The 12684-nt window shown below is 53.9% G+C and carries 11 protein-coding genes, 1 tRNA gene and 1 other annotated feature; of the genes, 9 read left to right on the forward strand and 3 right to left on the reverse strand.

Translation table 11 applies throughout. From position 1 onward, the window contains the following. The first annotated feature begins 31 nt into the window (after positions 1 to 31). The 3 genes from MUB23_RS09320 to pheT all read left to right on the forward strand — a co-directional run bounded on the left by MUB23_RS09320 (position 32) and on the right by pheT (position 3931). Positions 32 to 105: transfer RNA gene (locus tag MUB23_RS09320), tRNA-Arg, on the forward strand. 46 nt (positions 106 to 151) lie between these two features. Next, positions 152 to 367, forward strand: a binding site (T-box leader). Positions 368 to 466: 99 nt separating this feature from the next. Continuing rightward, positions 467 to 1486, forward strand: a complete 1020-nt coding sequence (pheS, locus tag MUB23_RS09325) for a phenylalanine--tRNA ligase subunit alpha (protein ID WP_244800219.1) — start codon at positions 467 to 469, stop codon at positions 1484 to 1486. A gap of 24 nt (positions 1487 to 1510) precedes the next feature. Next, the gene (gene pheT / locus MUB23_RS09330; protein ID WP_244800220.1) at positions 1511 to 3931 is read left to right on the forward strand and encodes a phenylalanine--tRNA ligase subunit beta; all 2421 of its coding nucleotides are present in this window, start codon (positions 1511 to 1513) and stop codon (positions 3929 to 3931) included. A 110-nt stretch (positions 3932 to 4041) separates the two neighbouring features. On the opposite strand, the gene MUB23_RS09335 is transcribed toward pheT, so the two are convergent. Together MUB23_RS09335 and MUB23_RS09340 are read right to left on the reverse strand one after the other, a co-directional pair. Further along, positions 4042 to 4596 (reverse strand): chromate transporter, encoded by a 555-nt coding sequence (locus tag MUB23_RS09335; protein WP_244800221.1) that lies wholly within the window; start codon positions 4594 to 4596, stop codon positions 4042 to 4044. Further along, on the reverse strand, positions 4590 to 5186 hold the full coding sequence (locus MUB23_RS09340) for a chromate transporter (RefSeq protein WP_244800222.1): 597 nt from the start codon (positions 5184 to 5186) through the stop codon (positions 4590 to 4592). The genes MUB23_RS09335 and MUB23_RS09340 overlap by 7 nt, the downstream gene beginning before the upstream one ends. Positions 5187 to 5362: 176 nt before the next feature. Between MUB23_RS09340 and MUB23_RS09345 the strand changes: the two genes are divergently transcribed. The 6 genes from MUB23_RS09345 (at position 5363) to MUB23_RS09370 (ending at position 11621) form a co-directional block, all read left to right on the forward strand. Beyond that, positions 5363 to 6274 carry a LysR family transcriptional regulator gene (locus tag MUB23_RS09345; RefSeq protein WP_244800223.1) on the forward strand — a complete coding sequence of 304 codons (912 nt, stop codon included), beginning with the start codon at positions 5363 to 5365 and terminating at the stop codon, positions 6272 to 6274. Between the two features lie 84 nt (positions 6275 to 6358). Then, entirely contained in the window at positions 6359 to 6601 is a 243-nt protein-coding gene (gene secG / locus MUB23_RS09350) for a preprotein translocase subunit SecG (RefSeq protein WP_244800224.1), read from the forward strand. A 71-nt stretch (positions 6602 to 6672) separates the two neighbouring features. Then, positions 6673 to 7434: an EFR1 family ferrodoxin gene (locus MUB23_RS09355; RefSeq protein ID WP_244800225.1), complete on the forward strand. Its 762-nt coding sequence runs from the start codon at positions 6673 to 6675 to the stop codon at positions 7432 to 7434. Positions 7435 to 7505: 71 nt separating this feature from the next. Beyond that, positions 7506 to 9632 carry a ribonuclease R gene (gene rnr / locus MUB23_RS09360; RefSeq protein WP_244800226.1) on the forward strand — a complete coding sequence of 709 codons (2127 nt, stop codon included), beginning with the start codon at positions 7506 to 7508 and terminating at the stop codon, positions 9630 to 9632. Between the two features lie 2 nt (positions 9633 to 9634). Further along, entirely contained in the window at positions 9635 to 10099 is a 465-nt protein-coding gene (gene smpB / locus MUB23_RS09365; protein ID WP_244800227.1) for an SsrA-binding protein SmpB, read from the forward strand. Between the two features lie 76 nt (positions 10100 to 10175). Then, on the forward strand, positions 10176 to 11621 hold the full coding sequence (locus tag MUB23_RS09370; protein ID WP_330641840.1) for a spore germination protein: 1446 nt from the start codon (positions 10176 to 10178) through the stop codon (positions 11619 to 11621). 25 nt (positions 11622 to 11646) lie between these two features. Here the strand turns inward: MUB23_RS09370 and MUB23_RS09375 are convergent, their stop codons facing one another. After that, complete coding sequence (locus MUB23_RS09375; protein WP_244800228.1) at positions 11647 to 12540, reverse strand: LysR family transcriptional regulator; 894 nt, start codon at positions 12538 to 12540, stop codon at positions 11647 to 11649. Between the last annotated feature and the right edge of the window lie 144 nt (positions 12541 to 12684).

The following is a 12684-nucleotide window of genomic DNA, read 5'->3' on the forward strand; positions in this document are numbered from 1 at the left end:
TAGTTTCAGATGCGGGAAGTTCCCGTGATAAGTGCGTGTAGCTCAGCTGGATAGAGCGTCTGACTACGGATCAGAAGGCCGGGAGTTCGAATCTTCTCACGCACGTTTTACCGTGAATCAAACAGTTTCCAGAATTTATAATCTATCAAAGAAAAAGGCGCAGATGGCGCACAGTAGCATTGGAATTTCCGACAGAGAGGGAGAATCACCGGCTGTAAGTTTTCCCAGGTTCCTTTCCAAGAGCGAATTTCCCGCCGGAGCCGCGTCCCCGAACTAGAATTAAGGGGCGACGTATCTGCACGTTACGCAGCGAGAGAGCCTGTGAGAACAGGAATTAGGGTGGTACCGCGATGACCTCGTCCCTTTTGGGATGGAGGTTTTTTTATTTCCTATTATATCAAAAATTGAGACGGTAAGAATTTTTCTGGGAAGGCGCTGCTTCCCAAAAATCCTAAAGGAGGAAGTCATGAAGGAAAAATTAGAAAAAATACGGCAGGAAGCGCTGGCAAAGATGGAGGACCTGGGCAACATGGAGGCCCTCAATGAGATCCGCGTCGCCTACCTGGGCAAAAAAGGACAGCTGACCGAACTCTTAAAGAGTATGAAGGAAGTCGCGCCGGAAGACCGCCCGAAGGTGGGTCAGATGGTAAACGAAGCCCGCGCCGAGCTGGAGGGAAAGCTGGAGGCAAAAAAGGCGGAGCTGGCGGCCAAGGCCAGAGAGCTGCAGCTTCGCTCCGAAGTCATTGATGTGACCCTGCCTGCGAAGAGAAACCGCGTCGGCCACCGTCACCCCAACACCATCGCCCTCGAAGAGGTGGAGCGGATCTTTATCGGCATGGGCTACGAGGTCGTGGAAGGCCCGGAGGTGGAGTACGATTACTATAACTTTGAAGCGCTGAACATTCCTGCCAATCATCCGGCCAAAGATGAGCAGGATACCTTCTATATTAATAAGGATATTGTTCTGCGGACCCAGACGTCGCCGGTGCAGGTGCGTGTGATGGAGCAGCAAAAGCCCCCGATTCGTGTGATTGCGCCGGGCCGCGTGTTCCGTTCCGATGAGGTGGACGCCACCCACTCCCCTTCATTTCATCAGATCGAGGGCTTGGTCATCGACAAGGGGATTACCTTCTCCGACTTGAAGGGAACGCTGCAGCAGTTCGCCCGCGAGCTGTTCGGGCCGGAAACCCGCGTGAAATTCCGCCCTCACCATTTCCCGTTCACCGAGCCGTCTGCGGAGGTGGATGTCTCCTGCTTTAAGTGCGGCGGTAAGGGCTGCCGGATGTGCAAGGGTTCCGGCTGGATCGAGATCCTAGGCTGCGGCATGGTGCATCCGAAGGTGCTGCGGATGAGCGGAATTGATCCCGACGTTTATTCCGGCTTTGCCTTTGGCGTAGGCCTGGAGCGGATCGCCCTGCTGAAATATGAGATTGACGACATGAGACTTCTCTATGAGAACGACGACCGCTTCTTAAAGCAGTTCTAACACCGGAAAAGAAAGGAAACGGAAATGAATACAGCATATTCTTGGATTAAAGCATATATTCCGGATCTGGACGTGGCACCGCAGGAGTATACGGATGCGATGACGCTGACCGGAACGAAGGTAGAAGGATTTACCAAACTGGACAAGAACCTGGAGAAAATTGTGGCCGGCGAGATTACCTCGATCGAGCCTCACCCTGACGCTGATAAGCTGATCATTTGCCGGGTGGATGTTGGAAATGAGATTCTCCAGATCGTCACGGGCGCAAAGAATATAAAAGTCGGCGACAAGGTGCCGGTGGTTCAAGACGGCGGCCGTGTGGCCGGCGGCCATGACGGCGGCCCGATGCCGGAAGAAGGAATTAAGATTAAAAAAGGAAAGCTCCGCGGAGTCATGTCCTACGGTATGCTCTGCTCCATCGAGGAGCTGGGCTCTTCCCGTGACATGTATCCGGACGCGCCGGAGGAAGGGATCTACATCCTTCCGGAGGATGTGGAGGTAGGCGCTGATGCTGTGGAAATCCTGGGGCTCCACGATACGGTATTTGAATATGAAATCACCTCCAACCGGGTGGACTGCTACAGCGTGCTTGGAATCGCCAGGGAAGCGGCGGCCACGTTCCGCAAAGAATTTGTTCCTCCGGAAGTCCGTGAAGTCGGAAATAAGGAAGATGTGAACGACTATATCAAGGTGGAAGTAAAAGACGGTAATCTCTGCCCCCGCTACTGCGCCAGGGTCGTGAAAAACATCAAGCTGGGGCCGTCGCCCGAATGGATGCAGCGCCGTCTGGCGGCCAGCGGCATCCGGCCGATCAACAATATCGTGGATATCACCAACTATGTGATGGAAGAATACGGCCAGCCGATGCACGCCTATGATCTGGATCAGGTGGCGGATCACAAGATCGTGGTAAAGCGCGCCGAGGACGGCCAGGAATTCCAGACGCTGGACGGCCAGATCCGGAAATTGGATCACAATATTTTAACCATATGCGACGGGGAGAAGGCTGTCGGCATCGCCGGAATCATGGGCGGGGAAAATTCCAAGATCACCGACGACGTGCAGACCATGCTCTTTGAGGCGGCCTGCTTCGACGGGACCAACATCCGGCTCTCGGCCAAACGTCTGGGCCTTCGGACCGAAGCATCCGGCAAATTTGAAAAGGGACTGGATCCCAACAACGCCGAAGCGGCGATCAACCGCGCCTGCCAGCTGATCGAGGAGCTGGGCTGCGGGGAAGTGGTCGGCGGCATCGTAGACGTTTACACGACGGCTCTGGGGCCGAAGCGCATTGCCTTCCGCCCGGACTGGGCCAATGAATTCCTGGGAACGCAGATTTCCAAGGGAGAGATGCTGAAATATTTTGAGAAAATTGATCTGGAATACGATGATATCACCGAGGAGGTCATTGTTCCTTCGTTCCGCCAGGACCTGGAATGCGAAGCGGATCTGGCCGAGGAAGTGGCCCGTTTCTATGGATACGATAAAATTCCGACCACTCTGCCCCGCGGCGAGGCGACCACCGGAAAGCTTTCCTTCAAGCTCCGGATCGAGGAAGTGGCCAGGGATGTGGCCGAATTCTGCGGATTCAGTCAGGGGATGACGTATTCTTTTGAGAGCCCGAAGGTATTTGACAAGCTGCTTTTGCCGGAAGATTCGCCTCTGCGCCGGACCGTGACGATTTTAAATCCGCTGGGCGAGGATTTCAGCATCATGCGGACGCTGCCCTTGAACGGAATGCTGACGTCCCTCTCCACCAACTATAACCGGAGAAATAAAGATGTCCGTCTGTATGAGCTGGCCAACATCTATCTGCCGAAGGCGCTGCCCCTGACCGAGCTGCCGGAGGAGCGGATGCAGTTTACCCTTGGTTTTTACGGGGACGGCGATTTCTTTACGATGAAGGGCGTCATCGAGGAGTTTTTTGAGAAGATCGGCCTGCACGAAAAGATTCATTATAATCCGGAAGGCGGCAAGCCGTTCCTGCATCCGGGACGTCAGGCAGAGCTTTCCTACGGGGATATCGTGGTCGGCTATATGGGCGAGCTTCATCCCCAGGCGGCGGATAACTACGGCATCGGAGAGCGGACTTATGTGGCGGTCATCGATATGCCGGCCGTGATTCCGATGGCGACCTTTGACCGGAAATACGATGGGATCGCCAAATTCCCGGCTGTGACCCGCGATATCAGCATGGTGATGAAGAAGGACATCAGAGTCGGGCAGATCGAAGAGATCCTGGAGAAGAAGGGAGGCAAGCTTCTGGAGAGCTATCGAATGTTCGATCTCTACGAGGGAGCTCAGATCAAGGCGGGCTACAAATCCGTGGCCTACAGCGTCACCTTCCGGGCGAAGGACCGGACCCTGGAAGATAAGGATGTCAATGAGGTGATGAATAAGATTCTGGGCGCTCTGAAAGATTTGGGGGTAGAGCTTCGCTCCTGATTTTGAACGAAAACGGCATCCCAGCGCGAAAGTCTGGATACCGGAGATGAATGGAGAATAGAAAAACGCTTTGGCATAGAAGATATCTTCTGTCAAAGCGTTTTTTTCGATTAAATCAAGGAGAGCAGTCCTCCGGCCGCTCCGCACAACGTCATCAGCAAAATGGGATTGGCGCGGAATTTCCTTAGACAAAAGAAGGTCCCGGAGAACAGCAGTACGGCGGGAAGATCCAGCTGGGAGAGAACCGGAAGCCCATCGCTCCCAAAAAAGGTTAAGAGCAGAATGGTTCCGGCTGCGGAGGCAATCAGGCCCAGGGAGGCTGATTTCAGGCCGCACAGCAATTCAAAAATTATTTTGGAATCCCGGTGTCTCTGAAAAAAGCGGTACAGAGACAGGGAGATCACAATACCGCAGATGACGCACCCGGCCGTGGCTGCCACGGCTCCGGCGACTCCGGCCATCCGCATGCCGACAAAGGTGGACGTATTGACTGCCAGGGGGCCGGGCGTCATCTGGGAGATGGCAATGATGTCGGTAAAGGCCTGCTCAGAAAGCCAGCCTTGATTTTTTACGATTTCGGTCTGAATCATCGGAATGATGGCATAGCCGCCTCCGATACTGAGAAGGCCGATTCGGACGAAGAGGAAAAATAAGGTGATCAGCATTTCGGGATCTTTTCCTCCTTTTTCATTTTTTGTGCCCGGATGTTCCGCCCCCAGGTCCGCAGAAGACAGAGAGCGCAGGAAAACAGCAGAATCCAGACCGCTCCAATCTCAAAAATAAAATTGGCGGCAAAGCAGGCGGGTGCCAGCAATGTCAGAAAGCGGGAGTGTTCTCCGGTGATGATCCGGTACATATCCACAACGTAATCCACCATCAAAGCCGCGGCCCCGGCCTGCATCCCGGCCAATACCGCGGAGACCACCGGGTTCGAGGCAAAGGCGTCATACCAGACCGAGACGGCGGAAAGGATGAGGAGGGGAGGGAGCACGGCAGACACACAGCTGACCGCGGCTCCGGCGGCCCCGGCTGTCCGGTAACCGGCCAGGGCGGACAGATTGATGGCGATGGCTCCGGGGGAAGACTGGGCGGTGGCAGCCATCTCCACCAGCTCTTCCTCGGAAAAAAGTTCCTTTTTCCGGACAAAATATTTCCGCACCATGGGAACGACCACGTAACCGCCTCCAAAGGTAAAGGCGCTCAAGAAAAAATTGATGCCGAACAGCCAGGCGCAGAGCTTCCATTTTTTTGGCATGGGAAATCCTCCGTTTAGAAATCATATTCCGCAGAGAGTCCCCGTTTTGATCTGTCTGCGGGCCGCCTCCCTGCCGGTTTGCCTGCCTGTGATTATACCTCTTGCCATGCCATATGTAAAATGATATAATTTTGTATAAACCATGAATAAAACTAATGACAAAGGCGGTTGTCACCATGAATCTCAGGCACTACGAGGTATTCCAGGCTGTGGCGGAAACAGGAAGCCTCACCCAGGCGGCCGAGCGTCTGGCCGTCACCCAATCGGCGGTTTCCCATGCGATCCGGGAGCTGGAGGAGGGGGCCGGCACCATTTTGGTGGAGCGGCGCCCCAGAGGGATCCGGCTGACCCGCGCGGGAATTTTGCTTTTGGAGGATGCGGTTCCTTTTCTCGCATCCTGGGAAAGGCTGTCGGAAAAACTGCCGAAGCTGGAGCAGCAGGCTCCGCTGCGGCTTGCATCCAGCATCACGATAGCAGTGCATTTTTCCCCCTATTTCTTAAAACAGTTTGCCCGGATCTTTCCAGAGACGCCGGTGGAAACCCAGGTGGTCAGCGCTTCCTGCGCGGCGGATCTGTTGAGAGAAGGAAAAGCAGACTTGGCGCTGCTGGAAGGAGTGATGCCGGAGGGGCCGTTTATCGGGAGGGTGTTTGGCTCCTATGGGATCCGGGCCTTTGGCTCGCCGGAGTTTTTTACGCGGACTGAACCGATGTCCATGGAGGAACTCTGCCGGCAGCCGCTGCTTCTCCGGGAGACCGGGAGCGCAATCAGGGATACGGTGGACAGCGCTCTCTTATTAAAAGGGTTTACCGTGCGCCCGAAGATCACAAGCGTCAATTCCCAGGCGCTGATCGAGGCCGCCAAGGCAGGGCTTGGCATCACGGTGCTGCCGGAGCTTCTGGTTCAGAAGGAGTTGAGCGAGGGAACCTTGGCGTCTGTGGAGGCGGAAGGCTTTCCTCTGTCAAACGCCATGTCGGCGGTTTACCGGTCCGATAGCCGGGTGACTGCGGTTTTGGAGGGCTTTTTGCAGGTGATCGGACGGTTGGGGGAGAAACGGGAAGAAGGATGGAGCGGCGAAAGCGTGCAATAGAGAATAGATTTTAATGGAAAAAGCTTGTATTTCACTGCTGTTTATGCTATAATCTTTAACGTATGACCATTAGGAGGAACGGACATGGACGTGTTGAAAATTATTCTGACCCTGGTTTTAGTTGTCGTTTGCATTGTTATGACTGTAGTGATCTTAGCGCAGGAGGGGAGATCCTCCGGCCTCAGCGGCTCCATCGCAGGCAGCTCTTCGGAGACCTATGTGAGCAAGAACAAAGGCCGCACGCCGGAAGGAAAGATGGAAAAGTGGACGAAGATTATGATTGCCGCTTTTATGATCCTGGCGTTGTTGTTAAATATTTTAAACTGAGAGAATACAGCCCATGGTTTTGCAAAAGAATAAACCATGGGCTCCTTTTTATCCTTTTGGAGGTGGTTGCGATGATTTTTTACTTTACCGGCACAGGGAATTCTTTGGCGGCGGCGGAATATCTGGCGGAAGAGACTGGGGAGCGGCTGATTGATATGGCGCAGGCTCTGCGGGACCGGGACTTTCAGTATCAGGCCGGAGCAGGGGAAAGCGTAGGGTTTGTCTTTCCCGTTTACTATTGGGGAATTCCGACTCTGGTCGGAAGCTTTTTAAAGCATCTTCAGGTGAACACTGAGGAAAATGGGTATTTCTGGGCGGTGATCACCTGCGGCGGCAGCATTGGGGGAGCGGATCAGCAGCTGCGCTCGCTGATGAGTCAGAAGGGATATCCGCTTAAAGCCGTTTATCCGCTGGTGATGCCGGAAAATTATATCTTAATGCCGAAGGTGATGCCGCTTTCCACCCCGGAAGAGGAAAAAAAGATCCTGGAGCAGGCGGAATCCACCCTGGAAGAGATCGGCGCTGCGATCCGCGGGCGGGAAGAACGAAAATTCTCAGGACCGAAAGCGCGGATTGCCAGCAAGCTGGCCTGGACCGTTTACCGGAAGGGCAGAAAAACCGCGCCTTTTTGGGCGGATGAGGGCTGTATTGGCTGCGGCCGCTGCGAACGGATCTGCCCGGTCGGAGCAATCGAATGTAAGGAAGGAAAGCCAGTGTGGGTCAAGGAGAGGTGCGTCCTGTGTTTGGCCTGCATCAACCGCTGTCCGGTCCAGGCGATCCAATATGGAAGCCGGACGAAAGACTGCGGCCGGTATCATCATCCTTCCTTGTAACGTGGGAAAGTCCGGGCTTTCCCAATGTCTTAAAATAGGAAAGAACGAAAAGCGTTTAACAGAAAGGTTTTATGGAAGAAAAGGAACTGGAAATAAAAAAGAAACATGTGGAGGCGTTGATTTTTGACCCCCACTATCATCCCATGAAGGTGAAGGAGCTGGCGATTTTGCTGGGTGTTCCGAGGGAGCAGCGAGATGAGCTGAAAACCGTCCTCGACTCGCTGCTGACGGAAGGCCGGATCGGCCTCTCAAAGCGGGGAAAATACGGGCGGCCGGAGGAGACTGCGCTGACCGGTATTTTTTCCGGTACTTCGCGGGGATTTGGATTCGTGACCGTGGATGGCTGGCCGGAAGATATTTATATTCCGGAAAAGAATGTGAACGGGGCCATTCACGGAGATAAGGTGAAAATCGCCGCCCTGGAGGGCCGCCGCGGCCGGAGAGCGGAAGGGACGGTGTTAAAGGTTCTGGAACGGAACACCACAACTGTGGTGGGGATGTACCAGAAAAAGAAGCATTTTGGTTTTGTGATCCCGGACAACAGCCGGATGACGGAGGATGTGTTTATCCCGGAAGGAAAAGATCTGGGCGCGGTCTCCGGCCATAAGGTTGTGGCGGAGCTGACGAAATACGGAGAAAAGGGGCATCAGCCCGAAGGAAAAATCACCGAAATCCTAGGGCATCGGAGCGATCCCGGCGTAGATGTGCTCTCCGTGCTGCGGGCCTACGGGATTCCGGAAGAGTTCCCGCCGGAAGTGATGGAACAGGCGGCTTCGGTCGGGGAGACGGTGGATCCCTCCTTGTTTCCGAATCGTGTGGATCTTCGGGACCTGCAAACCGTCACCATCGACGGGGAGGACGCCAAGGATCTGGACGATGCGGTTACTCTTACCCGGACGGAAAATGGGTACCGTCTGGGAGTGCATATCGCGGATGTCAGCCATTATGTGACTGAGGGATCCCCGATGGATCAGGAGGCGAAAAAGCGGGGAACCAGCGTCTATGTTACGGACCGTGTGGTGCCGATGCTGCCGAGGCGCCTCTCCAACGGTATCTGCTCCCTGAATCAGGGGGAGGACCGGCTGGCTCTCAGCTGTCTGATGGAGTTTGATCCATCGGGAACCGTGACCGGGCATCGGATCGAAGAGACCTTGATCCGGGTGGATCGTAGAATGACTTATACAGCGGTGGAGGCCGTTTTGACCGGCGATGAGGCGGCCCTTGCGGAACACGCCGAATTTGTGGAGCTGTTCCGGCTGATGAAAGAGCTGGCCGAAAAACTCCGCGCAAAGAGGCGCAGGCGGGGCTCCGTGGACTTTGATCTGCCGGAGACGAAAATCCGGCTGGATGAGAAAGGGCATCCGGTGGAAATTTGTCCCTACACGCGGAATACGGCCACCGATATCATCGAAGATTTTATGCTGATCGCCAATGAAACCGTGGCGGAGGACGCCTTTTGGCAGGAGCTCCCCTTTGTCTACCGGGTTCACGAGGAGCCGGATCCGGACAAGATCCTGGAGCTGACCGCTCTGATCCGGGGGATGGGGGGAAGGCTTCGCAGCGAGAACGGGAAAGTCCACCCCAAGGATCTCCAGAAGATGCTGGCGGCCATGGAAGATTCCCCGGAAGAAGCCTTTGTCAGCCGGCTGGCCCTGCGTTCGATGAAGCAGGCCCGCTACAGTCCGGTCTGCACTGGGCATTTCGGACTGGCGGCGAAGTATTACTGCCACTTTACTTCACCGATCCGCCGCTACCCGGATCTTGAGATTCACCGGATTTTGAAAGAAAACCGGAACGGAAGACTTGACGAGAACCGGATTGCCCATTATCATAGTATCTTACAGGAGGTGGCAAGCCTCTCCTCCTTGACAGAGCGGCGGGCTACAGATGCGGAGCGCGCCGTGAACAAGCAGAAAATGGCCCAGTTTATGCGGGGGCATATCGGGGAAGTTTTTGACGGACTGGTTTCCGGCGTCACCCGCTGGGGGCTCTATGTGGAGCTGCCCAATACGGTGGAGGGGCTTGTCCATGTGAACCAGATGGACCGCGATTATTTCCGGCTGGATGAGAAGAATCATCAGCTGACCGGTGAGAGGACCGGGCGTGTTTACCGGATGGGACAGCCGGTTCGGGTCTCTGTCACCGGCGTGGATCCGGATACGGGCACCATTGATTTTCGGATAGAGGAGCAGGAATAGCGATGGGAAAAGAGAGCATCAAACTGATTTCCAACAACAAAAAAGCGCGCCATGATTATTTTATTGAAGATACCTATGAGGCGGGAATCTCTTTGGCCGGCACGGAGGTGAAATCTCTGCGCATGGGTAAGTGCAGCCTAAAGGAGTCATTCATCAAGGACAGCAAAGGCGAGCTCTTTATCTACAACATGCACATCAGCCCCTATGAGAAGGGGAATATTTTCAATAAAGATCCCCTCCGCGTCCGGAAGCTGCTGCTTCACCGCTTTGAGATCAATAAGCTTTTGGGCAAGGCGACGGCCAAGGGGTATACCATCGTGCCTTTGCAGGTGTATTTCAAAGGCAGCCTGGTGAAGGTGCAGATCGGCCTGGCCAAGGGCAAAAAGCTCTACGACAAGCGGGAGGATATTGCAAAGAAGGACCTGCGCCGCGAAGCGGAGCGTGACTTCAAGGTGAAGAATCTATAAGGGACTGCGTATAAAACACGAGCGCCTGGCTCATCCTAATCGGGGAAACCCGAAGGGAAGAGCGAGGTGCTTTTTTATGGCGAAAAATTTGAGCGGCAAAGGGGCGCAGGATTTTGCATCCATGCGTCAGGTATTGCAGCCGGATGTCAATTTTGACATCGTGGAGCGGGAGCTCTTGATCGGCGGCAAACAAGCGTATTTTTATGATATCAATGGATTTGTCTCGGATGAGAATGTACAGAAAATCATTCAGTTTTTTCTGGGAGTGAAAGCGGAACAGATGCCGTCGGACCCGGAACTTTTTTTGGAGGGCTTTACGGCGTTCGGCGATGTGAAGCTGGAAAAAGAGGTGGAAAAGCTGGTGACCGCGGTGCTGTCCGGCCTGGGCGCCTTGATCATCGACGGATTTGATCAGGGGTTCGTCTTTGATATCCGGAATTATCCGAGCCGCGGAGTGCAGGAGCCGGATAAGGACCGGGTGCTCCGGGGATCCAGGGATGGATTCTCCGAAACCATCATTTCTAACACCGCATTGATCCGCCGGAGGATCCGGGATCCCAAGCTGCGCTTGGAGATTTATCAGGCCGGACAGGCGTCCAAGACGGATATCGCGTTGATTTATATGGAAGGACGGGTGGATGAACCGCTGCTGGCCAAGATTCAAAATCGGATTCAGAATCTGAAAGTGGACGCTCTGACGATGAACCAGGAAAGCCTGGCCGAGTGCCTGTACACCCATAAATGGTATAATCCCTTTCCAAAATTTAAATATACCGAGCGCCCGGACACGGCGGCGGCCTGCCTGCTGGAAGGAAATCTGGTAATCCTGGTGGATAATTCCCCGGCGGCAATGATCCTGCCGTCCTCGGTGTTTGATATTGCAGAAGCGCCCGACGATTACTATTTTCCTCCGATCACCGGCACCTACCTGCGTCTGACCCGGATTTTGACCGCGCTTGTGGCACTGTTTTTGATTCCGATTTATCTGCTTTTGATGCAGAATACCCACTGGCTTCCGGAATGGCTGGACTTTATCCGGCCGGCGGAGAATGTAAACGTCCCTTTAATCTTTCAGATCTTGATTCTGGAGCTTGCGGTAGACGGCCTGCGGCTGGCCTCGGTCAATACGCCCAGCATGCTTTCGACGCCGCTCAGTATTATTGCCGGTATCGTAATGGGAGACTTTTCCGTGCAGTCCGGATGGTTTAACTCGGAGATCATGCTGTATATGGCCTTTGTCACAGTGGCCAATTATACGCAGACCAGTTACGAGCTGGGCTACGCCATCAAATTTCTGCGGCTGTCTTTGGTGATTTTAACATCCCTCTTCAATGTGTGGGGATTTGCCGCCGGGATGGCGCTGGTGCTTGTGGCGATCGTGACGAACCGGACCATCGCCGGGACCAGCTATCTGTACCCTCTGATTCCGTTCCGTTGGCGGGAGGTAAAAAATCGCTTCTTCCGGCCGCGGCTCTCCCATGAGATCGATGGGAAAAAACAGAATAAAAACGGGGCGAAATAGAAGAGAATCCACCGGCAGATTCTCTCTATATCATTTCGGAAGAGCGCTGTAACTGCTGCAAGAATTGGTCAGCCGCCTTTGAAAAGACCTGATACCTTTTCCAGATGACATACATCCCGAATTCTACTTTGGGATAAAGAGGACGGAAGCAGAGCCTGCTGTTTCCGCTGGTGTTGATGATTTTGTCTAGGCAAAGGGCATATCCCAGCCCTTCCTCAACCATCAGGGAACCGTTGAATAGCAAACTGTAGGTGGCAACCTTGTTGATCTGGTCCCAATCTTTCTGCAACCAGGGAAGAAGAATTCCCTGGAAGTATTCCTGCCGGGATAAAATCAAGGGTTTGTCCCACAGGTCTTCCGGTTCAATCCAGTCCTTTTCGGCCAAGGGCGAGTCACGGCGCATCAAAACGCCCCAGGTATCCCGGTACGGAATCTTCAAACTATCATATTTTGTGTGATCTACTTCCCCAAGGATCAGACCGAAATCGCTGAGGCCCCGGTCCAGGGATTCCAGGATATCCTTTCTGTCCCCGCTCTGCATATGAAAGCAGATCAACGGATATTTCTTTTGCAATTCGTGCTGCGCTTGGATTAAATAGCGGACGCCGTCCGTTTCCCCGGCGCCGATAAAAACATTTCCTGCAACCGTTTCATCCGACAGAGTGATTTCATCCTCTGTCTTTTTTACGAGCTGAAGGATTTCTTCCGCCCGTTTTCGGAGGATCATTCCTTCTTCGGTCAAAGTCACCTTGCGGGAACCTTTTGTCCCGCGGATCAAAAGCTGTTTGCCGAGTTCCTCCTCCATTGCTTTGAGCTGGGTGGAAAGAGTGGGCTGGGATAAATGCAGGGATTCCGCGGCCGCTGAAATATTTTGTTCTCTCGCCACGGCCAAAAAGTATTGTAAAACGCGCAGTTCCATTCGGGATACCTCCTTTGATTTTGTGCTGGGAATGCTGCGGCAGGGCTTTTCGTTCAGTATAGCAGGAAAAGGCATAGCTTTCAACTATTCATTTTTATTAAGAATAAGTATTTGCTATCAAAAGAGTGAAGGCATATACTGAGT

It is taken from the genome of Cuneatibacter sp. NSJ-177, assembly GCF_022867805.1.
In the GTDB taxonomy this organism is placed as follows: Bacteria; Bacillota; Clostridia; order Lachnospirales; family Lachnospiraceae; genus Pseudolachnospira.